Source organism: Streptomyces auratus (assembly GCF_050433025.1).
GTDB classification, from domain to species: domain Bacteria; phylum Actinomycetota; class Actinomycetes; order Streptomycetales; family Streptomycetaceae; genus Streptomyces; species Streptomyces sioyaensis.
The window spans coordinates 2,771,668-2,796,557 of the sequence record NZ_JBNGCB010000001.1 but is presented as its reverse complement, the minus strand read 5'-3'; the positions used below and the strand labels follow the sequence as shown (position 1 = coordinate 2,796,557).

General features: G+C 72.4%; 23 protein-coding genes. 17 read left to right on the top strand and 6 right to left on the bottom strand.

The window, feature by feature from the left end:
* The first annotated feature begins 316 nt into the window (after positions 1 to 316).
* The 3 genes from BKA18_RS12090 (at position 317) to BKA18_RS12080 (ending at position 4,374) form a co-directional block, all read left to right on the top strand.
* Positions 317 to 2,419 (top strand): SpoIIE family protein phosphatase, encoded by a 2,103-nt coding sequence (locus BKA18_RS12090; protein WP_429638317.1) that lies wholly within the window; start codon positions 317 to 319, stop codon positions 2,417 to 2,419.
* Positions 2,420 to 2,463: 44 nt separating this feature from the next.
* Positions 2,464 to 3,696 carry a radical SAM family heme chaperone HemW gene (gene hemW / locus BKA18_RS12085; protein WP_366043147.1) on the top strand — a complete coding sequence of 411 codons (1,233 nt, stop codon included), beginning with the start codon at positions 2,464 to 2,466 and terminating at the stop codon, positions 3,694 to 3,696.
* Between the two features lie 99 nt (positions 3,697 to 3,795).
* A complete protein-coding gene (locus tag BKA18_RS12080) occupies positions 3,796 to 4,374 on the top strand; it encodes a Uma2 family endonuclease (protein ID WP_366043145.1) in 579 nt (192 codons plus the stop codon).
* Here the strand turns inward: BKA18_RS12080 and BKA18_RS12075 are convergent.
* Together BKA18_RS12075 and BKA18_RS12070 are read right to left on the bottom strand one after the other, a co-directional pair.
* Positions 4,352 to 5,185 carry a DUF3097 domain-containing protein gene (locus tag BKA18_RS12075; RefSeq protein WP_366043144.1) on the bottom strand — a complete coding sequence of 278 codons (834 nt, stop codon included), beginning with the start codon at positions 5,183 to 5,185 and terminating at the stop codon, positions 4,352 to 4,354. The genes BKA18_RS12080 and BKA18_RS12075 overlap by 23 nt on opposite strands.
* A gap of 69 nt (positions 5,186 to 5,254) precedes the next feature.
* Positions 5,255 to 5,992 (bottom strand): MBL fold metallo-hydrolase, encoded by a 738-nt coding sequence (locus BKA18_RS12070; protein WP_040899284.1) that lies wholly within the window; start codon positions 5,990 to 5,992, stop codon positions 5,255 to 5,257.
* Positions 5,993 to 6,187: 195 nt separating this feature from the next.
* On the opposite strand from BKA18_RS12070, the gene hrcA reads away from it, so the two are divergent.
* The 4 genes from hrcA (at position 6,188) to BKA18_RS12050 (ending at position 10,269) form a co-directional block, all read left to right on the top strand.
* Positions 6,188 to 7,204: a heat-inducible transcriptional repressor HrcA gene (gene hrcA, locus BKA18_RS12065; RefSeq protein WP_006605685.1), complete on the top strand. Its 1,017-nt coding sequence runs from the start codon at positions 6,188 to 6,190 to the stop codon at positions 7,202 to 7,204.
* Positions 7,205 to 8,341: a molecular chaperone DnaJ gene (gene dnaJ, locus BKA18_RS12060; protein ID WP_006605686.1), complete on the top strand. Its 1,137-nt coding sequence runs from the start codon at positions 7,205 to 7,207 to the stop codon at positions 8,339 to 8,341.
* 96 nt (positions 8,342 to 8,437) lie between these two features.
* Positions 8,438 to 9,529, top strand: coding sequence for a nitronate monooxygenase (locus BKA18_RS12055; protein ID WP_366043143.1), 1,092 nt, complete (start codon positions 8,438 to 8,440; stop codon positions 9,527 to 9,529).
* Positions 9,526 to 10,269 (top strand): 16S rRNA (uracil(1498)-N(3))-methyltransferase, encoded by a 744-nt coding sequence (locus BKA18_RS12050; protein WP_366043142.1) that lies wholly within the window; start codon positions 9,526 to 9,528, stop codon positions 10,267 to 10,269. Before BKA18_RS12055 ends, BKA18_RS12050 begins: the two co-directional genes overlap by 4 nt.
* A gap of 186 nt (positions 10,270 to 10,455) precedes the next feature.
* Here the strand turns inward: BKA18_RS12050 and BKA18_RS12045 are convergent, their stop codons facing one another.
* Complete coding sequence (locus BKA18_RS12045) at positions 10,456 to 10,884, bottom strand: OsmC family protein (protein ID WP_366043141.1); 429 nt, start codon at positions 10,882 to 10,884, stop codon at positions 10,456 to 10,458.
* Positions 10,885 to 11,116: 232 nt separating this feature from the next.
* Here BKA18_RS12045 and BKA18_RS12040 point away from each other — a divergent pair, with 232 nt between their 5' ends.
* Positions 11,117 to 11,473 carry a histidine triad nucleotide-binding protein gene (locus BKA18_RS12040; protein WP_366043140.1) on the top strand — a complete coding sequence of 119 codons (357 nt, stop codon included), beginning with the start codon at positions 11,117 to 11,119 and terminating at the stop codon, positions 11,471 to 11,473.
* 10 nt (positions 11,474 to 11,483) lie between these two features.
* Complete coding sequence (locus BKA18_RS12035) at positions 11,484 to 12,389, top strand: ribonuclease Z (RefSeq protein WP_366043139.1); 906 nt, start codon at positions 11,484 to 11,486, stop codon at positions 12,387 to 12,389.
* Between the two features lie 153 nt (positions 12,390 to 12,542).
* Here BKA18_RS12035 and BKA18_RS12030 read toward each other — a convergent pair whose 3' ends face one another.
* Positions 12,543 to 13,358, bottom strand: coding sequence for an HAD family acid phosphatase (locus BKA18_RS12030; protein WP_366043138.1), 816 nt, complete (start codon positions 13,356 to 13,358; stop codon positions 12,543 to 12,545).
* A gap of 409 nt (positions 13,359 to 13,767) precedes the next feature.
* On the opposite strand from BKA18_RS12030, the gene BKA18_RS12025 reads away from it, so the two are divergent.
* Both BKA18_RS12025 and BKA18_RS12020 read left to right on the top strand, forming a co-directional pair.
* Complete coding sequence (locus BKA18_RS12025) at positions 13,768 to 14,853, top strand: S-(hydroxymethyl)mycothiol dehydrogenase (protein ID WP_366043137.1); 1,086 nt, start codon at positions 13,768 to 13,770, stop codon at positions 14,851 to 14,853.
* On the top strand, positions 14,853 to 15,482 hold the full coding sequence (locus BKA18_RS12020; RefSeq protein ID WP_006605694.1) for an MBL fold metallo-hydrolase: 630 nt from the start codon (positions 14,853 to 14,855) through the stop codon (positions 15,480 to 15,482). Before BKA18_RS12025 ends, BKA18_RS12020 begins: the two co-directional genes overlap by 1 nt.
* A gap of 398 nt (positions 15,483 to 15,880) precedes the next feature.
* Here BKA18_RS12020 and BKA18_RS12015 read toward each other — a convergent pair whose 3' ends face one another.
* Positions 15,881 to 17,221, bottom strand: a complete 1,341-nt coding sequence (locus tag BKA18_RS12015; protein ID WP_366043136.1) for a family 4 glycosyl hydrolase — start codon at positions 17,219 to 17,221, stop codon at positions 15,881 to 15,883.
* A gap of 111 nt (positions 17,222 to 17,332) precedes the next feature.
* Here BKA18_RS12015 and BKA18_RS12010 point away from each other — a divergent pair, with 111 nt between their 5' ends.
* The 4 genes from BKA18_RS12010 to BKA18_RS11995 all read left to right on the top strand — a co-directional run bounded on the left by BKA18_RS12010 (position 17,333) and on the right by BKA18_RS11995 (position 21,571).
* Positions 17,333 to 18,442: a carbohydrate kinase family protein gene (locus BKA18_RS12010; protein ID WP_366043470.1), complete on the top strand. Its 1,110-nt coding sequence runs from the start codon at positions 17,333 to 17,335 to the stop codon at positions 18,440 to 18,442.
* A gap of 186 nt (positions 18,443 to 18,628) precedes the next feature.
* A complete protein-coding gene (locus BKA18_RS12005) occupies positions 18,629 to 19,633 on the top strand; it encodes a PhoH family protein (RefSeq protein WP_366043135.1) in 1,005 nt (334 codons plus the stop codon).
* Between the two features lie 85 nt (positions 19,634 to 19,718).
* Positions 19,719 to 20,216: an rRNA maturation RNase YbeY gene (ybeY, locus tag BKA18_RS12000; protein ID WP_006605698.1), complete on the top strand. Its 498-nt coding sequence runs from the start codon at positions 19,719 to 19,721 to the stop codon at positions 20,214 to 20,216.
* A gap of 11 nt (positions 20,217 to 20,227) precedes the next feature.
* The gene (locus BKA18_RS11995) at positions 20,228 to 21,571 is read left to right on the top strand and encodes a hemolysin family protein (RefSeq protein WP_366043134.1); all 1,344 of its coding nucleotides are present in this window, start codon (positions 20,228 to 20,230) and stop codon (positions 21,569 to 21,571) included.
* 256 nt (positions 21,572 to 21,827) lie between these two features.
* Here BKA18_RS11995 and BKA18_RS11990 read toward each other — a convergent pair whose 3' ends face one another.
* The gene (locus BKA18_RS11990; protein ID WP_429638316.1) at positions 21,828 to 23,351 is read right to left on the bottom strand and encodes an MFS transporter; all 1,524 of its coding nucleotides are present in this window, start codon (positions 23,349 to 23,351) and stop codon (positions 21,828 to 21,830) included.
* Between the two features lie 90 nt (positions 23,352 to 23,441).
* Between BKA18_RS11990 and BKA18_RS11985 the strand changes: the two genes are divergently transcribed.
* Together BKA18_RS11985 and BKA18_RS11980 are read left to right on the top strand one after the other, a co-directional pair.
* Positions 23,442 to 24,332 (top strand): helix-turn-helix transcriptional regulator, encoded by an 891-nt coding sequence (locus BKA18_RS11985; RefSeq protein WP_366043132.1) that lies wholly within the window; start codon positions 23,442 to 23,444, stop codon positions 24,330 to 24,332.
* A gap of 59 nt (positions 24,333 to 24,391) precedes the next feature.
* Positions 24,392 to 24,769, top strand: coding sequence for a hypothetical protein (locus BKA18_RS11980; protein WP_006605702.1), 378 nt, complete (start codon positions 24,392 to 24,394; stop codon positions 24,767 to 24,769).
* Positions 24,770 to 24,890 lie beyond the last annotated feature (121 nt).

Sequence of the window (24,890 nt, the reverse complement as noted above, 5' to 3'; positions counted from 1 at the left end):
GGCCGTGGTGCGGCGGGCCCGGCCAGTCGCGGGGTGCGGCGGCCTGGCCTGTCCCGTACCGCCGCACCCCGCCCGCCCCGTGCCGCCGCACCCGTATGGGTGAAGTCGGCCGTGGCGGGAACCGTGGTCCCCGCTGCCCTCGTCCAGATGGGTTTCCGGGCGCCGCTGCGCGCGTCGGCCAACTCCCTCGGTGCGTCAGCCGAATTGGACGCCATGACCACCCACTTGTGTGACTCAGTGCTTATGACTGCGCTCGTTCTGTCACTCTGTTGTTGGCGCATCCGGCGCTGTAGCGGAGCTGCTCGGGAGTTGCTCAATGAGGACGACAACTTCGTCTCCACGGGACGACGACGTCACAGCGGCGCGCACGACGATGACCGGCCAGCCCGGCGGCGGTCCGGCAACCCGTTTCCTGCGGGCCAGCCTGCCCGGTGATCCGCGGGCCGCTGCCGCCGCCCGGCGGTTGGTCCGGTCCGCCTTCGCCGACTGGGCCGCTCAGGAACTTCCCGGTGCCCAGTGGCTGACCAGCCGGCTCGCGGACGAGGCGGAGCTGCTGGTCAGCGAGCTGGTGACCAACGCGGTGGTGCATGCGGGCACCACCGTCGAGCTGCGCTGCCGGCTGGACCCGCAGGGCGCGCAGTGGCCGGGCCCGGAGCCGTACGGGGGCCGCAACGGCGAGCGGTCCGCTCCGGGGGTGCCGTACACGGAAGCCGCCCCCGGCGCGGGCCTCGACGGCGTCCCCGGCCCCGGCATCCTCATCGAGGTCTCCGACCACCACCCCACCCAGCCGATCCGCGCCCGCCACGACAGCGCCGCCTCCGAAACCGGCGGCCACGGCCTCCAGTTGATCAGCGCGGTCGCCGAATCCTGGGGCATCACCTACCGCCGGGCCATGAAGACCGTCTGGTTCCGGCTTCCCCTGGGTGCCGCGGACGACGCCGGGCGGCTGGAGCCGGAGCTCGCCTTCGACGACCGGCTGTTGCAGCGTGAGCTGCGGGCGGCGGAGCTGCTCGCCCCGGCGCCGCGCCGGGCCGTCCGGCCGGATCACGATTCCGGCCGGGTCGACAACGGCGCCCTCTCCTTCCTCGCCGAGGCCTCCGACCTGCTCTCCGGCCAGCTCGACGCGGACCAGGTCGCCGCCCTCGCGGCCCAGTTGATCGTGCCGCGGCTCGCCGAATGGTATGCCGTGTGGCTCTACGACGGCGACGGCGGGGCGCCCGGCCGGGGCATCGCACCGGCCGGCGAGGAGCAGCGGCTCGCCGGTGTCTGGCACACCTCCGAGTGCCGTATCGACCCGCTGCGTGCGGCGCTGGAGAAGCAGCCGCCGGATCTTGCGGGCAGCGGCCCGTCCGGCAGCGCACCCGTCCCGGTCCGCTGGCCCTGGGCGCACGGAGCGGGGGAGGACGACGGACCCGGCGCCGTGCTGGCCTGCCCCCTGGTCGCCGGCGGTCGGCGGCTGGGCACCCTGCTGCTCGGCCGGGGCGGACTGCCGGCCTTCCCCGACGCGCTGGTCGCGCTGATCGAGGACCTGGGCCGCCGGGTCGCCCGCGCCGTCGCCACCGCCCGCGCCTACAGCCGTCAGGAGCGCATCAGCCAGGTCCTGCAGCGCCGGCTGCTGCCCTGCGGGCGGGCGCAGGTGCCCGGTGTGGAGTCCGCGGTGGTCTACGAGCCGCGGGAGGGCGCCTGGGCGGGCGGCGACTTCTGGGACCTCTTCGACGCCGGGGACGGCCGCTGGTGCTTCGCCCTCGGCGATGTCTGCGGCAGCGGCCCCGAGGCGGCCGCGGTGACCGGGCTGGCCCGGCCGGTGCTGCGGCTGCTGGCCCGCGACGGCTTCGGGGTCGCGGCGGTGCTCGACCGGCTCAACAAGACCATGGCGCGGGAGGCTGCGGACTCGGTCGCGGCGGTCGCGGCCGCGGTGGCGGCGGCCGGTGCCGGGGCCGAGGCGCCCGTCGAGATCCGCGTGGAGGGCGAACAGGCCCGCTTCCTGTCCCTGCTCTACGGCGAGATCGTCCCCTACCCCGGCGACTCCCGCGGGTCCCGCGGCGCCCGCTGCACCCTCGCCAGCGCCGGCCATCCGCTGCCGCTGGTGCTGGGCACGGACGGCGTGGTCCGCTGTGTCGCGGCGCCGCAGATGCTGCTGGGGGTGGTCGAGGACGCGTCGTACGTCAGCGAATCGTTCGACCTCCGCCCCGGTGAGACCCTGCTGTGTGTCACCGACGGGGTGACCGAGCGGCGCTCCGGCCGGCGGCTCTTCGACGACGAGGACGGCCTGGCCACCGCCCTCGCGGCCGGTGTGGGCCTGGACGCCACCGCCCTCGCCGAGCACCTCCGCACCACCGTCCACGCCTTCGGCCCGACCCCGCCCGACGACGATCTGGCCCTGCTGGTGCTCCAAGCGGCGGGGAGCGGGGCCCCGTAACCGGGGGAACGGTGCCGGTCGCGGCATGACGGACAATGGATGTCATGCCTTCCGCACTGCCTGATGGTGAGCCCATGCCCGAGGACGGGGCGCTGCCCGGTCATGCGCGGGCGGGGGCGGCCGGGCGGCCCCTCGGCTTCTACCTGCATGTGCCGTACTGCGCGACCCGCTGCGGCTACTGCGACTTCAACACCTACACCGCGAGCGAGCTGCGCGGCTCCGGCGGCGCCCTGGCCTCCCGGGACAACTACGCCGACACCGTCGTGGACGAGATCCGGCTGGCCCGCAAGGTGCTGGGCGACGACCCGCGCCCGGTCGAGACGGTCTTCGTCGGCGGCGGCACCCCGACCCTGCTGCCCGCCGCCGACCTCGCCCGGATGCTGGCCGCGATCCGCGAGGAATTCGGCCTGGCGCCCGGCGCCGAGATCACCACCGAGGCCAACCCGGAGTCCGTCGACCCCCGCTACCTCGCCGAACTGCGCGCGGGCGGCTTCAACCGCGTCTCCTTCGGCATGCAGAGCGCCCGGCAGCACGTCCTCAAGATCCTCGACCGTACGCACACGCCCGGGCGTCCCGAAGCCTGCGTCGCCGAGGCCCGCGCCGCCGGGTTCGAGCACGTCAACCTCGACCTGATCTACGGCACCCCGGGCGAGACCGACGACGACTGGCGCGCATCCCTCGACGCCGCCCTCGGCGCCGGCCCCGACCACGTCTCCGCCTACGCCCTGATCGTCGAGGAGGGCACCCAGCTGGCCCGCCGGATCCGCCGCGGCGAGGTCCCGATGACCGACGACGACGTCCACGCCGACCGCTATCTCCTCGCGGAAGAGGCCCTGACCGCCGCCGGGTTCCACTGGTACGAGGTCTCCAACTGGGCCACCACCCACGCCGCCCGCTGCCGCCACAACGAGCTGTACTGGACCGGCGCCGACTGGTGGGGCGCGGGCCCGGGCGCCCACAGCCACGTCGGCGGCGTCCGCTGGTGGAACGTGAAGCACCCCGGCGCGTACGCCCAGGCCCTCACCGAAGGCCGCTCCCCGGGCGCCGGCCGTGAGGTGCTGACCGGTGAGGACCGCCGCGTCGAACGCATCCTCCTGGAGCTGCGGCTCTCGGCCGGCTGCCCGCTGGACCTGCTCGCCCCGGCGGGGGCGCGGGCGGCGGCCCGCGCCCTGGAGGACGGGCTGCTGGAGCCGGCGCCGTACGAGGCCGGCCGGGCCGTGCTGACACTCCGGGGGCGGCTGCTGGCTGACGCGGTGGTGCGGGATCTGGTGGACTGATCCTCGAACGAGTGAACCGATGCGGCGGGCCTGCGGGGCCGCCTAGGCTGTTCCTAGCCTGTGCCGTATACACGGCGACAGGAAACGGAGGCCACGGAGATGACCGCTGTGGATGAACGCCGGATGACGGAGCTCTTCGAGAATCTTGAGGTTCCCGAAGGGATCAAGATCGAGCTCCTCCGGGGGAATATCGTGATGATGGCGGGGCCGGACGTGGTCCATAACGACATCGTGGAAGCTGTCGTGGACCAATTTCCGAGGAAGATGTGGCGGCGCCTGCAAACCCAGGATGTCGCGCTTCCCCAAGAGTCCAGTGAGCCCCAGCCAGACCTCGTGCTGGTGGAACGCGGAACCGGACCGGGCTCCGGTCGGCTGATGCCGCCAGAGGTGATCAGGATGGTCGTCGAGGTCGTGTCCAAGACCAGTGTTGATCATGACTATGTCATCAAGCGCTCGATTTACGCGGCGGGCAGACTGCCCATCTACCTGATCATCGACCCCATCGTGGGCCACTGCGTTTTGCTCACTGAGCCCACTGGTACCGGTGAGACAGCCGACTACCAGTTGCAGTCGATCTTCAAGTTCGGCGACCCCGTGCCGTTGGACCAGCTCGATGCCGTACTGGACACCCACGAGTTCGGGACTCTCGCCAACGTCAGACGGCACCGCCGGCCGTAACGAAATCGATCAACTCCTCCACCCGGCCCAGGAGTTGTGGCTCCAGGTCCTTGTAGGAGTGCACGCACGACAGGATCCGCTGCCACGCCGCCCCGGTGTTTTCCGGCCAGCCCAGCGCCCGGCACACCCCCGTCTTCCAGTCCTGCCCCCGCGGGACGGACGGCCAGGCCGGGATGCCGACGGACGACGGCTTCACCGCCTCCCACACGTCGATGTACGGGTGGCCGACGACGAGCGCATGACCACCGGTGACCTCGGCCGCGATCCGTGACTCCTTGGAGCCGGGAACGAGGTGGTCCACGAGCACGCCCAGCCGCGCATCGGGGCCGGGGGAGAAGCCGCGGACGATCGCCGGGAGGTCGTCGATGCCCTCCAGGTACTCCACGACGACGCCCTCGATGCGCAGATCATCGCCCCATACCCGCTCGACCAGTTCGGCGTCGTGCCGGCCCTCCACATAAATGCGCCCGGCGCGCGCGACCCGGGCCCGTGCGCCGGGGACGGCGAGTGAGCCGGACGCCGTACGCACCGGAGCGCTCGGCGCCGGGCGGCCCTGGGGGCGTACGAGCGTGACGACCTTGCCCTCCAGGAGGAAGCCGCGTGGGGTCATCGGAAAGACGCGGTGCTTGCCGAAGCGGTCCTCCAGGGTGACCGTCGGGCCCTCGGCCGTCTTCTCGCAGCGGATCACCGCGCCGCAGAAGCCCGTGGCCACCTCCTCGACGACCAGATCGGGGTCGGCCGGTACCTCGGGAGCCGGCCGCTGCTTCTTCCAGGACGGGGTCAGGTCGGGGCTGTAGCGCTTGCTCTGCATGGGGCCTGTTCTGTTCGCAGGAGAGGAACGGCCGGTCGGGCGGACGGGCCGACGGGCAGGGGTCAGGAGTCAGGGGGCGGGGGCGACGCCGAAGCGGGCCGCCAGCGCGTCCCGTTGGGCGTGGACGAAGGCGGCGTCCACCACGGCGCCGTGGCCGGGGACGTAGACCGCGTCCTCGCCGCCGAGGGCCAGCAGCCGGTCCAGCGCGCCGGGCCACTGCTGCGGCAGCGCGTCCGGGCCCGCCTGGGGCTCACCGGACTCCTCGACCAGATCGCCGCAGAAGACGATCTCGGGGGCGCCCTGCCGGCCCGGGACCAGGACCGCGAGATCGTGGGCGGTGTGCCCGGGGCCGACGTTGGCGAGCAGCACCTGACGCTCGCCGAGTTCGACGGTCAGCTGGCCGTGGACGTGGTGGTGCGGGGCGACCACCAGGTCGGCGGCCTCCGCGGCGGCGTTCCGGTCGACGCCGTGCCGCACCGCGCTGTGCCGCAGCTCGTCCTTGCCGCGCCGCAGGAGGTCGCCGAGGCCGGCCGCGCCGAACACCTCGACGCCCGCGAAGGCGGCGGTGCCCAGCACATGATCGAAATGGGGGTGGGTGAGCGCGACATGCGTCACGTCCCGGCCCAGCACACCGCGGATCGTCCGGCGCAGCTCCGCGCCGTCGCGAAGGGTCGCACCGGTGTCGACGATCATGACGCCGGTGGTCCCCGCGATCACCCCGATCGTCTCGTCCCACCCCGGCATCCGGCGCCTGGCGACACCGTCACCAAGCCGTTCCCAGCCGGCCTCTTCCCAAGCAGTGTGCATACCGAGACGCTAGCGCCCTCGCGATAGCGTTGCCCGGCAGATCGCCCGAACACGGTCATCGGGCGGGTGCTCCGCACGGCCGCCCTTGCCGTGGCCGTGCTACTCGGCCGTACACTGGCTCAGGGCCTGGCACTCTGCCCGTGTGAGTGCCAGGAGGAACGAGACGCCGGGACGGCCGGACTGGAGGTGCGCGGAATGCTCAGTGAACGCAGGCTCGAAGTGCTGCGCGCCATCGTCCAGGACTATGTCGGGACGGAGGAGCCGGTCGGCTCCAAGGCACTCACCGAGCGGCATCAGCTGGGCGTCTCCCCGGCGACGATCCGCAACGACATGGCAGCCCTGGAGGACGAGGGATTCATCGCCCAGCCGCACACCAGTGCCGGGCGGATCCCGACCGACAAGGGCTACCGGCTGTTCGTCGACAAGCTGGCCGGCGTCAAGCCGCTGTCCAGCCCGGAGCGGCGGGCGATCCAGAATTTCCTGGACGGCGCTGTCGACCTCGATGACGTGGTCGGCCGCACGGTCCGGCTGCTGGCGCAGCTGACCCGGCAGGTCGCGGTCGTCCAGTACCCCTCCCTGACCCGCTCGACGGTCCGGCACGTCGAGCTGCTGGCGCTGGCCCCGGCCCGCCTGATGCTCGTACTGATCACGGACACCGGGCGGGTCGAGCAGCGACTGATCGACTGCCAGGCGCCGTTCGGCGAGATGTCCCTGGCGGATCTGCGGGCCCGGCTCAACAGCCGGGTCGTGGGCCGCAGGTTCGCGGATGTGCCCCAGTTGGTGCAGGATCTCCCGGAGTCCTTCGAGCAGGACGACCGCGGCACGGTCTCGACAGTGCTGTCGGTGTTGCTGGAGACTTTGGTGGAGGAGACCGAAGAGCGACTGGTGATCGGCGGTACCGCCAATCTCACGCGCTTCGGGCACGACTTTCCACTGACCATCCGGCCGGTGCTGGAGGCTCTTGAGGAGCATGTGGTGCTGCTCAAGCTGCTCGGGGAGGCCAAGGACTCGGGCATGACCGTACGTATCGGGCATGAGAATGCCCATGAAGGCCTGACGTCCACATCGGTCGTCGCGGTCGGCTACGGTTCGGGCGACGAGGCAGTCGCCAAACTCGGCGTGGTCGGACCGACCCGCATGGACTACCCCGGAACGATGGGAGCGGTACGCGCAGTGGCACGTTACGTCGGACAAATCCTCGCGGAGTCGTAAGTGGCCACGGACTACTACTCGGTCCTCGGCGTCGGCCGCGACGCCTCGCAGGACCAGATCAAGAAGGCCTTCCGTCGGCTGGCGCGCGAGCTGCACCCGGACGTGAACCCGGACCCCAAGACCCAAGAGCGGTTCAAGGAGATCAACGCCGCTTACGAGGTCCTGTCGGATCCGCAGAAGAAGCAGGTCTACGACCTCGGCGGCGACCCGCTCTCGCAGGCCGGTGGCGGCCAGGGCGCGGGCGGATTCGGCGCGGGCTTCGGCAACTTCTCCGACATCATGGACGCCTTCTTCGGCACCGCGTCGCAGCGCGGCCCGCGCTCGCGCACCCGCCGGGGCCAGGACGCCATGATCCGCCTCGACGTCGAGCTGAACGAAGCGGCCTTCGGCACGACCAAGGACATCCAGGTCGACACCGCCATCGTCTGTACGACGTGCACCGGCGAGGGCGCGGCGCCCGGCACCTCGGCGCAGACCTGTGACATGTGCCGCGGCCGCGGTGAGGTCTCGCAGGTCACCCGGTCCTTCCTCGGCCAGGTCATGACGTCCCGGCCGTGCCCGCAGTGCCAGGGCTTCGGCACGGTCGTACCGACGCCGTGCCCCGAGTGTGCCGGCGACGGCCGGATCCGCTCGCGCCGCACCCTGACCGTCAAGATCCCGGCGGGTGTCGACAACGGCACCCGCATCCAGCTCGCGGGCGAGGGCGAGGTCGGCCCCGGCGGCGGCCCCGCCGGCGACCTCTATGTGGAGATCCACGAGCTGCCGCACGCGGTCTTCCAGCGGCGCGGCGACGATCTGCACTGCACGGTCACCATCCCGATGACGGCGGCGGCGCTGGGCACCAAGTGCCCCCTGGAGACGCTGGACGGGGTCGAGGAGATCGATGTCCGGCCCGGCACCCAGTCCGGCCAGTCCATTCCGCTGCACCAGCGCGGGGTGACGCATCTGCGCGGTGGCGGCCGCGGCGACCTCATCGTCCATGTCGAGGTGCAGACGCCGTCCAAGCTCGACCCCGAGCAGGAAGAGGTGCTGCGGCGGCTGGCCAAGCTCCGCGGTGAGGAGCGGCCCACGGGGCAGTTCCAGCCCGGGCAGCAGGGGTTGTTCTCGCGCCTGAAGGACGCCTTCAACGGGCGATAGCCCCAGGTGGGCCGGGGTCCGACAGCGGGCCCCGGGCAAGCCGCCACAGCGTGGCCCCGATGCGGGGCGAGGCGGTGGGCGTGACACGATGTGGTCATGCCCACCGCGCTCACCGATCTCTGCCGCTACCCGATCGTGCAGGCCCCCATGGCGGGCGGCGGATCCGGGCCCGAGCTGGCCGCCGCCGTCTGCGGCGCCGGCGGTCTCGGCTTCCTCGCCGCCGGCTACAAAACCGCCGACGGGATGTATCAGGAGATCAAACAGCTGCGGTCGCTGACCGACCGGCCCTTCGGCGTCAACCTCTTCATGCCGCAGCCGTCCCTGGCCGACGGCTCCGTCGTCGACGTCTACCGCGAGCAACTCGCGGGCGAGGCCACCTGGTACGAGACCGAGCTCGGCGACACCGACGGGCCCGTCGACGACGGCTACGAGGCCAAGCTCGCGATCCTGCGGGAGGACCCGGTGCCGGTGGTGTCCTTCACCTTCGGCTGCCCCTCGCGCGCCGTCCTCGACTCGTTCGCGCAGGTCGGTACGTACACGGTCGTCACGGTCACCACCGCCGCCGAGGCGCAGGCCGCACAGTGGTCGGGCGCGGACGCGGTGTGCGCGCAGGGCGTGGAGGCCGGCGGTCACCAGGGCACCCACCGGGACGATCCGCATGCCGACGGGACCGGGGCGGGGCTGGGGCTGCTGGCGCTGCTCGGCCAGGTCCGCGAGGCCGTACAGATCCCGGTGATCGCCGCGGGCGGGCTGATGCGCGGCTCGCAGATCGCGGCGGTGCTCGCCGCCGGGGCGTGCATGGCGCAGCTGGGCACCGCCTTCCTCGCCACCCCCGAGTCGGGCGCCAACCCGTTGCACAAGCAGGCGCTGACCAACCCCCTGTTCACCCATACGGAGTTGACCCGGGCGTTCTCCGGGCGGCCGGCCCGCGGGCTGGTGAACCGCTTCATGCGGGAGCACGGCCCGTACGCACCGGCCGCCTACCCGGCCGTCCACTACCTGACCTCCACCGTCCGCAAGGCCGCGGCCAAGGCGGGCGATGCCCAAGGTATGAATCTGTGGGCGGGGCAGGGGCACCGGCTGGCCCGGGAGCTGCCCGCCGGGCGGCTCGTGGAGGTGCTGTCGGCCGAACTGGACGCGGCGCGCGCCGCATTGACCCTGCCCCGCAGCGGCGGCGGCGCGTCATGACCGCGCCCGTTTTCCTCATCGATTCGCTCGCGGACGTACGGGCCGGGGGCACGCTGACCCTGGACGGTCCCGAGGGCCGGCATGCGGTGTCGGTGCGCCGGCTGCGGACCGGCGAGGAGGTCGTGCTGACGGACGGCCGGGGCACCGGTGCGCACGGCACGGTCGCCGCCGTCGAGGGCAAGGACCGGCTCACCGTCGCGGTCACCGCGCTGCGCACCGAGGAGCCGCCGCAGCCCACGATCACCGTGGTCCAGGCGCTCCCCAAGGGCGACCGCGGCGAGCTGGCCGTCGAGACGATGACCGAGACCGGTGTGGACGCCATCGTGCCCTGGCCGGCGGCGCGTTGCGTCACCCAGTGGAAGGGCGAGCGGGCCGCCAAAGCGCTGGGCAAATGGCGCGCCACGGCCCGCGAGGCGGGCAAGCAGTCGCGCCGGCTGACCTTTCCCCAGGTCGCCGACCCGCTGACGACCAAGCAGGTGGCCGCCCTGCTCGCCGACGCGGACTTCGCGGCCGTGCTCCACGAAGAGGGCAGCTCCCCGCTGGCCACCGCCGAACTCCCCGCCCAGGGCTCGATCGTGCTGGTCGTCGGCCCGGAGGGCGGCGTCTCCCCGGAGGAGCTCGCCACCTTCGCCGAGGCCGGCGCCCGGCCCTACCGCCTGGGCACGACCGTGCTGCGTACGTCCACGGCGGGCACCGCGGCGACGGCACTGCTGCTGGGGCGCACGGGGCGCTGGAGCTAGAGCCCGTCCGACGGGCCAGGGGCGGCCAGGCCCTGGGACCCGGCGGGTGTCCGGCTGTTCCTCACTCTCCACACAAGGATCGTGGCACGGCCCACTGACAACGCAGCGGTGCGCCGGCCGGGCCTCAGGAGCCCGCCGGCGCACCGCCGTTCACATGAAGGCGGCCGGCCCGGGCCGGCCGCCCGGTCAGACCAGCTCGGCCGAGAGCGTGATGTTCTTGACGCCCGCCAGCGCCTGGCTCACCGGGCAGTTGGCCTTGGCGTCCTGCGCCGCCGCCTGGAACTCCTCCTCCGACAGGCCGGGGACGCTGGCCTTGACGGTCAGGGCGATGGCGGTGATGCCCTCACCGGGCTGGAAGGTGACGTCGGCCTTGGTGTCGAGGGCCGCGACGGTGTACCCCTTGCCCGCCAGGCCGTGCGAGAAGGCCATGGAGTAGCAGGAGGAGTGGGCCGCCGCGATGAGCTCCTCGGGGCTGGTGACGCCGCCCGGCTGCTCCGCGCGGGCGGGCCAGTTCACGTCGTACGTACCGACCTTGGAGGACTCCAGGGCGACGGTGCCCTTGCCCTCCAGGAGGTTGCCTTCCCAATGGGTCGTGGCGGTGCGCGTGGTTGCCATGGTGCAAAACTCCCGGTTGTGGACGAAAGCGTTTCCGGCCACAGCTTAGTGAGCCGCGGACCGGACGCCGCGGACGGTCCGCCGTGCCCCGCCCGCCCGGTGCCCGTACGGACCGCCGCCGCCCCCGCGCGGCCTGCACCCCGGGCCTTGCCGCGCCCCATGGGGTGCCGCCCGGTAGCATCCGAGGGCCGTATGCACCGTGCGTACGGGGACGAGCTGGGAGGAGCCACCGGTGGCGGGAGAACCGCAGGCCGATTGCCTGTTCTGCAAGATCGCGGCGGGGGAGGTGCCGGCGACCATCGTCCGGGAGACCGAGACCACCGTGGCGTTCCGCGACATCAACCCCCAGGCCCCGACCCACATCCTGGTGATCCCCAAGGTGCACTACGCGAACGCCCTGGAGCTGTCCGCCGCGGAACCGGCCATCGCCGGCGACGTGCTGCACGAGGCGGGCCTGCTGGCCGCGGAGGAGAAGGTCGACGCGACCGGCTACCGCATCGTGTTCAACACCGGCCCCGGCGCCGGGCAGACCATCTTCCACGCCCATGCGCATCTGCTGGGCGGCCGCGACCTGCAGCGTCTGGTCTGACGGGGCCGACTTGTCCGTACGCGAACTGGTCGTCCTCGGGACCGCCAGCCAGGTCCCCACCCGGCACCGCAACCACAACGGCTATCTGCTGCGGTGGGACGGTCACGGGCTGCTCTTCGACCCCGGAGAGGGCACCCAGCGGCAGATGCTGCGCGCCGGGGTCGCCGCCCATGACCTGAACCGGATCTGTGTCACGCACTTCCACGGCGACCACTCGCTGGGCCTGGCCGGGGTGATCCAGCGGATCAACCTCGACCGGGTGCCGCACCCGGTCACCGCCCACTATCCGGCCAGTGGGGAGCACTTCTTCGAACGGCTGCGGTACGCCACCGCCTACCGGGAGACGGTCCGGCTGATCCAGCGGCCGGTGACCGCCGACGGCGAGCTGGACCGCTCGCCGTCGTACGTCCTGGAGGCGCACCGCCTGTCGCACCCCGTCGAGTCGTACGGCTACCGCCTCGTGGAGCCGGACGCCCGCCGGATGCTGCCGGAGCGGCTGGCGGCCCACGGGATCAGCGGGCCGGACGTCGGACGGCTGCTGCGGCTCGGCGAGCTGAACGGGGTCACCCTCGACGAGGTGAGCGAGCGGCGCCGCGGCCAGCGGTTCGCCTTCGTCATGGACACCCGGCTGTGCGAGGGCGTCCATACGCTCGCCGAGGGGGCCGACATGCTGGTCATCGAGTCGACCTTCCTCGACGAGGACACCGAACTCGCCGTGGAACACGGTCACCTCACCGCCGGACAGGCCGCCGGGGTGGCCGCGCGGGCCGGGGTGCGGCATCTGGTGCTGACGCACTTCTCGCAGCGCTACGCCGACCCCACGGAGTTCGAGCGGCAGGCCCGTGCGGCGGGGTTCACCGGGGAACTGACCATCGCCCAGGACCTTTTGCGGGTGCCGCTGCCCAAGCGGCGCTGAGCGCGTACGGCGCTGACCGCGAGCGGGGCCGGCCTGCGGACGGCGCTGACCGCGAGCGGCTCCGGCCTGCGAGCGGGGCGCCGGACGCCGCGGCCGCGTTCCGTCAGGGCAGCGCTGTCCGGCCCGCCCCGCCCGGGCGGGCCGGAGGCGGGGTCACGGCAGGAAGTACATCGGGTTCGGCAGCTTGAAGGTGCGGTCCCCGGCACCGCCGTTCAGATCGCTGTACTGGTCCCCGAAATTGGCGACGATGTGGTAGCCGAGGGACTCGATGTGCTTACGGGTGCCGGACTTGTACTCGACGGTCGTGCAGGTGGCGCCGCACGGCAGGTAGGGCGGCGGGTGCTCGGTGTTCTTCAGGTAGACGTGCCGGCTGTCCAGCGACACCCCGTAGCCGACGTTTTTGAGGTTGCGCACGCTCCAGGTGCGCTGCGCCTCCTTGCGGCCGGTGAGGAAGAAGACCTCGGCGCCCTTGTCGTGTGCCCAGTTGACCAGCCGGTTCATCCCGAAGACCGGGTCCATGTCGGTGCTTTCGAGGTACTTGTCCTGGCTCTGTGGGGTGAAGTGGAAGCCGACCTGGAGCTCGTAGTTGTAGGTGAGCAGGGTCGTGTCGTCGATGTCGAGCACGATGGCCGGCTTCGCCGTGCCGCGGGCCCGCCCGTGCCGGTCGAGGGCCTTGGTCAGATAGGCGCGGGCCCTGGTCTCGATGCCGCGGACCTGACGTGCGTAGTTGCTGTGCGGGGAGGCGTAGTGCTGACCGTCCGCCGTCACCGTGTCGCCGTAGTACGCCTTGATCTTGTCCTGCACCTGCGTGAGGTTGGGGATCTCCTTGTCGGTGCGCGGTACGGAGTGTTCGGCGGTGGCCTGGCCGATGCCGAACACGGCGGTGCCGGTGACCAGGGCGGCGACCGTCGCGGCACCGAGGCGGGCCCTGCGGGAGAGGGCGGTGCGGAAACGGGTGAGGCGGGGCATGCGCGGCTCCTTGAGTTGTCATGAGCGGACCCACAGGTCGGCTCCAGTAGATCTAACAGAGCCTCACATCGGTATCTACGCGCGAAGATTCAACGGTTGGTAAAGACTGGGCGCCTGGCGGGAGTTGACGGCCGTGGGGTGCCCCGGCCGGGCCGCAGCAGAGCGTGCGGACCACGTGGACCACGCAGGAGCCGTCGACGGCCGGCCGAGTCCGGCCCGTCGCGTGCCCGCGTACGCCCGCTCCGGCCGTTCCCCGCTGGTGAAGCGGGCGGCCGCCCGCCCACGGCGGCTGATCACGGACCCGGCCGAGGTCCTGTGCGCGAGGGCCTGCCGCGCGTACGGTGAGGCTCGGCTCAGTGGCGGTGCGCCACAGTGGTCCCGTACGTGATCTTTGAAAGGGGCTGTCCCGATGGCACAGGAAGTGCGCGGTGTGATTGCGCCGGGGAAGAACGAACCGGTCCGGCTGGAGACGATCCTGGTGCCGGATCCGGGGCCCGGCGAGGCCGTGGTGCAGGTCCAGGCGTGCGGGGTGTGCCACACCGATCTGCACTACAAGCAGGGCGGCATCAACGACGACTTCCCGTTCCTGCTCGGGCACGAGGCGTCCGGCGTGGTGGAGTCGGTCGGCGACGGGGTCACCGAAGTGGCGCCGGGCGACTTCGTCATCCTCAACTGGCGGGCGGTGTGCGGCCAGTGCCGGGCCTGCCGGCGGGGCCGCCCCCAGTACTGCTTCGACACCCACAACGCCCGGCAGAAGATGACGCTCAAGGACGGCACGGAGCTGAGCCCGGCGCTGGGCATCGGCGCCTTCGCCGACAAGACCCTGGTCGCCGCCGGGCAGTGCACCAAGGTCGACCCCGAGGTGTCGCCTGCGGTGGCGGGGCTGCTGGGCTGCGGAGTGATGGCGGGCATCGGCGCGGCGATCAACACCGGCAACGTCGGGCGCGGCGACTCGGTCGCGGTCATCGGCTGCGGCGGCGTCGGCGACGCGGCCGTGGTGGGCGCGCGGCTGGCCGGCGCCTCCCGGATCATCGCGGTGGACATCGACGACCGCAAGCTGGAGACGGCGCGCTCCATGGGCGCCACCGACACCGTCAACTCCCGTACCACCGACCCCGTCGAGGCGGTCCGCGGGCTCACCGGCGGCTTCGGCGCGGACGTCGTCATCGAGGCGGTGGGCCGCCCCGAGACCTACCAGCAGGCCTTCTACGCCCGCGACCTGGCCGGAACCGTCGTCCTGGTGGGCGTCCCCACCCCGGACATGACCCTGGAGCTCCCCCTGCTGGACGTCTTCGGCCGCGGCGGCGCCCTGAAATCGTCCTGGTACGGCGACTGTCTGCCCTCCCGCGACTTCCCGATGCTGATCGACCTCCACCAGCAGGGCCGGATCGACCTCGGTGCCTTCGTCACCGAGACCATCGGCATCGAGGACGTCGAGCAGGCCTTCGCACGGATGCAGGCGGGCGACGTCCTGCGTTCGGTGGTGACGCTCTGATGGCGGTCCGCATCGACCACCTGGTCACCTCCGGAACCTTCTCGCTCGACGGCGGCACCTGGGACGTCGACAACAACGTCTGGATCGTCGGCGATGACGACGAGGCGATCGTCATCGACGCGGCGCACGACGCCGACGCCATCCTCCGGGCCCTCGGCGGCCGGACGCTGCGCGCGATCATCTGCACCCATGGGCACAACGACCACATCGACGCCGCCCCGGCGCTGGCCTCCCGCACCGGCGCCAGGATCCATCTGCACCCCGCCGACCTGCCGCTGTGGAAGATGACCCACCCGGACAGCTCGCCGGACGCGGAGCTGGCGGACGGCCAGGTGCTGACCATCGCCGGTACGGATCTGAGGGTGCTGCACACGCCGGGCCATGCGCCCGGCGCGGTCTGCCTCCATGCGCCCGAGCTGGGCACCGTCTTCACCGGCGACACCCTGTTCCAGGGCGGCCCCGGTGCCACCGGCCGGTCCTTCTCGGACTTCCCGACGATCGTCGCCTCGATCCGGGACCGACTGCTGACCCTGCCCCCGCAGACGCAGGTGCGCACCGGGCACGGCGACCCGACGACGATCGGGGACGAGGCGCCGCACCTGGAGGAATGGATCAAGCGGGGGCACTAGGGGAGGCGGAGTTACTTGGGCAGGCGGGGCCACTGGTGGGGCAAGCGGGGCCAGTAGGGGAGGGGCGAACAGATCCCGTAGGGGAGGCGAGCGCCCCCTTCGGGGCCTCAACGCGGTGCGGCCGGGGCGGTATTCCCGGTTTCTGGTTCCGGGGGTCACGGCGAGGCCGCGCCGGTGGCGACTCCGCCCGGTGGGAGACCCCCGGTGGCGGCACCGCTCCGCTGGTCGGGCCCCGGTGGCGGCACCGCCCCGCTGGTCAGGCCCACTGGCGCCAACGCCCCCGTGGTCACGCCTCCGTGGTCATGCCCTCGTGGTCATGCCCTCGTGGTCATGCCCTCGTGGTCACGCCTCCGTGGTCATGCCCTCGTGGTCACGCCTCCGTGGTCACGCCCTCGTGGTCACGCCTCCGTGGCCGCCCGTTCCAAGATCCGGGCGGCCACCGCGGCGGAGTCCACCAGCGGATGCAGCGCCAACGCCCGCAGCGCGGCGCCCCGGTCCTTGAAGGTGGCCGCCTCCACGGTCGCCCGTTCCACCGCCTTGAGCTGGAGCATCAGCCCCAGTTGGTCCGCCCGCAGTGGCGCGGTGGGGAGCGGCCGGGCACCCTTGGCGGTCACCTCGCACACCGTCTCCACGATCGCGTCCGGTGGCAGCTGCGGCACCGTCGTCCCATTGCGGACGTTGAGGATCAGCCGGGTGCCGCTGTCGCCGGTGATCGCGCGCATCAGCGCCAGCGCCACCCGGTCGTAGCCGCCGCCCTCCAGGTCGTGGCTGTCGCGCTGCCAGCCGCCGGTCGCCTCCCGGCTGTGCGCCATGTACGTCTCCTCGCGCTCCAGCCGGGTCCGTTCCCACAGCCGGTAGGCCTCGTCCGGGCCGCCGGCCGCCGCGGCCCGCGCGAAGAAGCCGCCCTGCTGCTGGTCGAGGAACTCGCCACGGGTCTCCCGGGTGTGCCGTACGGAGTCGAGGGTCTCGCGGCGGAAGTAGTAGTAGTGGAGGTACTCGTTCGGCAGCGCCCCCAGGGCCCGCAGCCAGTCCCCGCCGAACAGCCGGCCCTCCTCGAAGGACTCCAGCGCGGCGTCGTCGGCCAGCAGCCCCGGCAGCAGCTCGGTGCCGTCCACCGTCAACGACCGCAGCCAGCCGAGGTGGTTGAGGCCCACGTAGTCGTAGCCGGCCCGGGCCGGGTCCGCGAGGGCCGCCGGGTCCGCGCCGGCCGCCCGCGCCGCCCGGCGCACCAGCCCGACCGGCGAATCGCAGATCCCGATGACGCGGTCGCCGAGCACCCGGGACATCGCCTCGGTGACCGTGCCCGCGGGGTTGGTGAAGTTGATGACCCAGGCCCCCGGGGCGAGCGCGGCCACCCGCTCGGCGATGTGCAGCGCCACCGGGACCGTGCGCAGCCCGTAGAGGACACCGCCCGCGCCCACCGTCTCCTGGCCGAGCACCCCCTCGGACAACGGGATCCGCTCGTCCCGGATGCGCCCGGCCGTACCGCCCACCCGGATCGCCGAGAAGACGAAGCCGGCGCCGGCCAGCGCCTCGTCCAGACCCTTCGCGACGCGTACGGGCACCGGCGCCGGATGCCCCTGTGCCAGCCGCGCCAGCACCTCGGCGATCACCGCCACCCGTTGCGGATCGGTGTCGTGCAGCACCACCTCGGAGACGGCGGGCGCCGGGTCGTCCAGCAGCGCGCGGTAGACCAGCGGCACCCGGAAGCCGCCCCCGCCGAGAATCGTCAGCCTCATGGGGCGGAACGTACCGCAGCATCAGGCACACTGGCGGCACGTGCAGATACGAGAGGGGAGAGCACGGTGAGCAGCCGACGCGATGACCTTCCGCCCGCGGGCCCGGTAGCGATGCCACCGAGCCTCGATCCGCTGGCCGCGGTGCGCGCCGACGGCGATCCGCGCACCGACGTCTACCTCACCGGCACGGTCTTCCTGGACATCATCTTCACCGGCCTGGATTCCGCCCCCGTCCGCGGCACCGAGTCCTGGGCCCGCGGTATGGGCTCCAGCCCCGGGGGCGTCGCCAACATGGCCACCGCGCTGGCCCGGCTCGGCCTGCGCACCTCACTGGCCGCGGCCTTCGGCGACGACCACTACGGCGAATACTGCTGGGAGGCGCTCGAACAGGGCGAGGGCATCGACCTGGCGCTGTCCCGCACGGTCCCCGGCTGGCACTCCCCGGTCACCGTCTCCATGGCGTACGAGGGCGAGCGCACGATGGTCTCGCACGGCCACGAGGCGCCGCCGCCCGACTTCGCCTTCGACGGCAAGCACGCCCCGGGCTGCCCGCCGCCGTCCCGCGCCTGCGTCGCCTCGCTGGTGCCGGGCCGTCGGGAGGGCTGGCTGGGCTGCGCGGCGAGCCGCGGCAGCCGCATCTTCGCGGACGTGGGCTGGGACGACAGCGGGCGCTGGGACCCTGCCGACCTCGCCGACCTCGAACACTGCGAGGCGTTCCTGCCCAACGCCGAGGAGGCGATGCGCTACACCCGCACGGACTGCCCGCGCGCCGCCGCCCGCAAGCTCGCCGACCGGGTGCCGCTCGCGGTGGTCACGCTCGGCGCGGAGGGCGCCTGCGCGGTGGACGGGCGGACCGGCGAGAGCGCCGAGGTGCCCGCCATCGCCGTGGAGGAGCTGGATCCCACCGGCGCCGGGGACGTCTTCGTCGCCGGTTTCGTCACCGGCACGCTCGCCGACTGGCCGCTCACCGACCGGCTCGCCTTCGCGGGGCTGAGCGCCGCGCTGTCCGTGCAGGAATTCGGCGGCTCGCTGTCCGCGCCGGGCTGGGCCGAGATCGCCGCCTGGTGGCAGCAGCTGCGGGGGTACGAGGCGAGCGCGACGGGCACGGCGGGCGTGCTGCGCCGCCAGTACGCCTTCCTGGACGAGGTGCTGCCGGCGGCCTACCGGCCCGCCCCGCTGGCCCGCGCGCTGCCGACCCTCGGCTTCCGCCGCCCGGCCTGAGCTGCACCGGAGCCGGTTTCCGGGCGCCCCCGGGCCGTCTGGAGGCGGGCCCGACTGCTCCGTCCGGCGGGAAAAGCCCTCGGGGCTGTCGGTGCCCCGTCGTACTCTTGTATCCCAAGGAGTCGAGTGCAGGCAGGCACCTCTTACGAGCAAAGGATGGGGTTGAGCAGGCCACCGAGCCGCCCTATGACTCAGACACCCACGCAACCGCAGGCACGCGCCCAGTTCACCGTCCCGGCCAAGCACCCCATGGTCACGGTCCTGGGATCCGGAGACTCTCTTCTGCGCGTGATCGAAAAAGCCTTCCCGGCGACCGACATCCACGTCCGGGGCAACGAAGTCAGCGCGGTCGGCGACGCCCGGGAGGTCGATCTCGTCCAGCGCCTTTTCGACGAGATGATGCTGGTGCTCCGCACCGGACAACCGATGACGGAGGACGCAGTGGAACGCTCCATCGCCATGCTGCGGGCGGCGGAGGACGGCGAAGGCGCGGTCAGTGAGACCCCCGCCGAGGTGCTCACCCAGAACATCCTCTCCAACCGGGGCCGCACGATCCGCCCCAAGACCCTCAACCAGAAGCGCTATGTCGACGCCATCGACGAGCACACCGTCGTCTTCGGGATCGGCCCGGCCGGCACCGGAAAGACCTACCTCGCCATGGCCAAGGCCGTGCAGGCGCTGCAGGCCAAGCAGGTCAACCGGATCATCCTGACCCGGCCCGCGGTCGAGGCAGGGGAGCGGCTCGGCTTCCTGCCGGGCACCCTCTACGAGAAGATCGACCCGTATCTGCGCCCGCTCTACGACGCGCTGCACGACATGCTCGACCCCGACTCCATCCCGCGCCTGATGGCCGCGGGCACGATCGAGGTCGCCCCGCTGGCATACATGCGCGGCAGGACGCTCAACGACGCCTTCATCATCCTCGACGAGGCGCAGAACACGAACCCCGAGCAGATGAAGATGTTCCTCACCCGCCTCGGCTTCGAGTCGAAGATCGTCATCACCGGCGATGTCACCCAGGTCGACCTCCCGGGCGGCACGAAGAGCGGTCTGCGTCAGGTCCGGGAGATCCTGGACGGCGTGGACGATGTGCACTTCTCCCTGCTCACCAGCCAGGACGTGGTCCGGCACAAGCTGGTCGGCCGTATCGTCGACGCCTACGAGAAGTACGACAGCCGCAACGGCCAGTGAGCCGCCGGCCGGTCGACCCGGCCGGCGCCGGAGCCCCACCGACCCACCATCGGGCACGTACCGAGAAGCGAGAAGCACCACCCTCATGTCCATCGACGTCAACAACGAGTCCGGCACGGACATCGACGAGCAGGCCATCCTGGACGTCGCCCGCTACGCCGTCGCCAGGATGCGCATCCACCCGCTCTCCGAGCTGTCCGTCATCGTCGTGGACGCCGAGGCCATGGAGCAGCTCCATCTCCAGTGGATGGACCTGCCCGGCCCCACCGATGTGATGTCCTTCCCGATGGACGAGCTGCGTCCGCCGGCCAAGGACGACGAGGAGCCCCCGCAGGGGCTCCTCGGTGACATCGTGCTGTGCCCGGAGGTCGCCAAGAAGCAGGGCGAGGAGGCCCCCACCGGGCACAGCATGAACGAGGAGCTCCAGCTGCTCACCGTCCACGGCGTGCTCCACCTCCTCGGCTACGACCATGAAGAGCCGGACGAGAAGGCCGAGATGTTCGGCCTGCAGGCGGCGATCATCGACGGCTGGCGTGCCGAGCAGGGCCTGACCGGTCCCTCGCCGGCCCCCACCGTGACCTGACGGGACACCCGATGACCACCCAGCTGATCGCGGTCGCGGTCCTGCTCGTCGTGATCGCCTGGCTCGCCGCCTGTGCGGAGGCCGGCCTGGCCCGGACGACCAGCTTCCGCGCCGAGGAGGCCGTTCGCTCCGGCCGCCGTGGCAGCGCCAAGCTCGCCGCCGTCGCCGCCGACCCCACCCGCTACCTCAATGTCGCGCTGCTGGTGCGGGTCGGCTGCGAGATGGCCGCCGGTGTCCTGGTCACCTACGCCTGCCTGCGCTCCTTCGAGGAGACCTGGCAGGCGCTGGCCGTCGCCATCGGGGTGATGGTGCTGGTCTCCTATGTCGCCGTCGGGGTCTCCCCGCGGACGATCGGCCGCCAGCACCCGCTGAACACCGCCACCGCCGCCGCCTACGTCCTGCTGCCGCTGGCCCGCATCATGGGCCCCGTCCCGCAGCTGCTGATCCTCCTCGGCAACGCCCTCACCCCCGGCAAGGGCTTCCGCAAGGGTCCGTTCGCCTCCGAGGCCGAGCTGCGCTCCCTGGTCGACCTCGCCGAGAAGGAGTCGCTGATCGAGGACGAGGAGCGCCGGATGGTGCACTCGGTCTTCCAGCTCGGCGACACCCTCGTCCGTGAGGTGATGGTGCCGCGGACGGATCTGATCGCCGTCGAGCGCTTCAAGACCATCCGCCAGGCGCTGACCCTCGCGCTGCGCTCCGGCTTCTCCCGGATCCCGGTGACCGGCGAGAACGAGGACGACATCGTCGGCGTCGTCTACCTCAAGGACCTCGCCCGCAAGGTCCACATCAGCCGCGACGCCGAGAACGAACTGGTCTCCACGGCCATGCGACCCGCCGTTTTCGTCCCCGACACCAAGAACGCCGGTGATCTGCTGCGGGAAATGCAGCAGGACCGCAATCACGTCGCGGTGGTCATCGATGAATACGGCGGCACGGCCGGCATCGTCACCATCGAGGACATTCTCGAGGAGATCGTCGGCGAGATCACCGACGAATACGACCGTGAGCTGCCGCCCGTCGAGGATCTCGGTGACGGCCGCTATCGCGTCACCTCCCGGCTGGACATCGGCGACCTCGGCGAGCTGTACGGCCTGGCCGAGCTGGACGACGAGGATGTCGAAACGGTCGGCGGGCTGCTCGCCAAGCTTCTCGGCCGGGTCCCGATCGCCGGCGCCACCGCCGAGGTCGACCTCTCCTACGACGCCTCCGACCCCGGTCTGAAGGCGCTCCGGCTGACCGCCGAGGCACCGGCCGGACGCCGCAACAAGATCATCACGGTGTTGTGCGAGCCGGTGCGCCCGGACGGGACGAGCGCCTCCCGGGAGCCGTCGACGGGCGGCCGGTCCGCCGGCTGAACGGACGCGGAACGCGCCACGTAACTCCCGGTGACGGCGGGAGCATTTCCGCCGTCACCAAAACGCCGGTTACTTATCTCCGGTGCACCGCAGATGTTCTGCAAGCCATTTCCTGAGGCACTGGATTCTGTGTGCTGCGCCATGGAAGGATCTTCAGGCGGTTGCGCCCCATGCGGCCGCCACGGGTATTGCGGAAGAGAAATCTTGCAATGCGGGCTGCCCCGGCCACGGGGGTCCGGGGCAACCACCTGTTGCCTCAGCCGCGGGGCGTCGCACGGATCGTCCGCAGCCCGACGGCCACCAGCAGTGCGACCACCGCGACCACCGCCGCGTCCAGGCCCAGGCCCAGCTTGATGCCACCGAGCGTGGCCTCGGCGAAGCCGCTGCCGTCCGCCCGCAGTGCGCCGATGTGCGCCGAGGCGACCGCGCTCAGCAGCGGAATGCCGAGGGTGAGGCCCATCTGCTGGGAGCTGGTGACCAGACCGGTGGCCAGGCCCTGCTGGTCGTTAGGGAGGCCGGAGGTGGCGGTCACCCCGTACGCGATGATCGCCCACAGGTGACCGAGGCTGCCGCAGGACACCGCGACCAGAGCCAGCCAGCCGCCCGTCTCGGTACCCAGGCCCAGCAGCGCGGCCGTGCAGCCGGCCTGCAGCAGCAGCCCGGTCACCAGGGTGCGGCGGGCGCCGAACCGGCCGATGACCTTCGGGGCGACCAGACCGGCGAGCGCGGAGACCGCGCCCTGCACCCCGAAGACCAGACCCGTGAGGAAGGCGGACAGCCCCAGCACTTCCTGGAGGTAGAGCGTCAGCAGGAAGACGACGGTGCTCATCATCGCGAACGTCGTCAGGCCCGCCAGATTGCCCCAGGCGACGCTGCGGCGGCGCAGCATCGGCAGCGACACCAGCGGCTGCTCGGCCCGCGACTCCACCCGGACGAACGCGGCCAGCAGCACGGCGCCGACGACCAGCGTGACCAGCACGTCCGGGCGGCCGAAGCCCCGCTGCGCGGCGGTCGACAGGGCGTAGATCAGCGCCAGCAGCCCGCCGGTGACGGTGACCGCGCCGGGCAGATCGAGCCGCGGGCGCTCCGGGTGCCGCGACTCGGTCAGTACCACCGGCGCGGTGGCCAGGACGGCCACCCCGGCCACGGACAGCAGGCCCATGGTCGAGCGCCAGCCCAGCGCATCGGTCATCACCCCGCCCAGCACCATGCCGATCGTGAAGCCCAGCGAGAGCAGGGTGCCGCTGATGCCCAGGGCACGCTCGCGTTGCGGGCCCTCGGCGAAGGTGGTGGTCAGCAGCGACATCCCGGTCGGCACGATGATCGCCGCGCCCAGCCCCTGGAGCGCCCGCCCGGCCAGGAAGACGGCCGGCGACCAGGCCAGCGCGGCCAGGACGGAGGCCGCGGTGAACAGTGCGAGCCCGATGAGGAACAGCCTGCGCCGCCCGAAGAGATCGGCGACCCGGCCGGACAGCAGCAGAAAGCCGCCCGACGGCAGCGCGAACGCGGTGACCGCCCACTGCAGATCGGCCTGGCCCATGCCCAGGTCCCGGCCGAGCACCGGCAGCGCCACATTCAGGATGGAGAAGTCCAGCGCGATGATGAACTGCGCCGCGCACAGCAGCAGCAGGATGAGCTTGGCGCGCGGGGTCATCCGTGCGCCCGCGGACGCGTCGGCGGGAGCCGGGGCGGCGGACGAGGTGGCGGCCGGAGCCGCGGAGGCGTCCGCCCGGCCACCGGGGCGGTGCGGAGCGGGAGATGAGATGTCGGTAACTGGCATGCTCCGAGCCTGCCGCCGCGGAATACGCAGTGGGGAGCGGCAACTTATCGTGGTGTACGCACCACCAGCCACGCACACAGGGGGAGATACGTGGTCTCGAACGCCGCCACTCAGGACGCCGCGCGCCGCCGCCAGGAACTCCGCGACTTCCTGATGACCCGCCGCGCCCGGGTCACCCCGGCCGAGGCGGGCCTGCCCGACGGCGGCCGCCGCCGCACTCCGGGACTGCGCCGTGAGGAGGTCGCCGTCCTCGCCGGGGTCGGCGCGTCCTGGTACCAGTGGCTGGAGCAGGGCCGCGACATCACCGTCTCGCCGCAGGTGCTGGACGCGGTCGCCCGGGTGCTGCGGCTCAACGGCGCCGAACGGCGGCATCTGTACGTCCTGGCCGGGCTGAACCCTCCCCCGCGCCAGGACGCCGAGGAGCTGGGCCGCACCGACGTGTGCGCGGGCCTGCAGCGGCTGATCGACGCCTGGATGCCGTTCCCGGCGCACATCATGGACCCGTACTGGAACACCATCGCCTACAACGAAGCGGCGCAGCTGGTACTGGGCCACGGCCGCCCCGGCGTCTCGCGCAACTGCCTGATCGCGTTCTTCACCGACCCCGTCTACCGTGCGCGGGCCGCCAGTTGGGAGACCATTGCGCCCCTGGTCGTGGCACAGTTCCGGGCCGCGTGTTCGGTCCGGCCCGGCGACGAGGGCTTCGACGCGGTCGTCCGGGAGGCCTCCGCACTCAGTGCGGAGTTCGCCGAGCTGTGGGCGCGCGCCGACGTCCAGGACGGCGGCACGCTCCACAAGGAGATGGTCCATCCGCACGTCGGCGCCCTGCTCTTCGAGACCACCCTGCTGCAGATCCCGGTCCGCCCCGACCTGAGCATCGTGCTGCACAATCCGCGCCCGGAGTCGGACACCGCGGCGAAGCTGGAGTGGCTCACCTCCCCCGAGGGCCGGCGCGGGGGGATGTCCTCGGTCGCGGGCTGACGCACCCCGGGGCGGCCCGGGGCGAAGGGCCCGCGCCGCCCGCCGACCACCGCCCGCATATGCTCGCCGGTATGAGCGATGCCGCACCCCTGGACCCCGAAGACCGCAAGATCATCACGCTCGCGCGCTCGGCGCGGGCCCGCAACGGCGTGCCCGAGGGCGCGGCCGTCCGCGACGAGACCGGCCGTACCTACGTCGCCGGCACCGTCGCCCTGGATTCGCTCCGGCTCAGCGCGCTGCAGACGGCCGTCGCGATGGCCGTCGCCAGCGGGGCCACCTCGCTGGAGGCCGCGGCCGTGGTCACCGACGCCGAGGCCGCCAGCGACGCGGACCGCGCGGCCGTACGGGACCTCGGCGGCCCCGGGACGCCCGTCCTCGTCGCCGGTCCGGACGGCGCCCTGCGCAGCACCGTCCCGGCGGGCGAGACGCAGGCCTGAGCCGCCGGAGCGTACGGGACGGCAGCACGGGCGGCCCGCCGGCACCGGAGGGCCGCCCCCGCCGGGCACTCCGGTGCCGCCGGGCCGCCGGGCACTGTGCGCCCGGTGGTCGGAGCCGCGC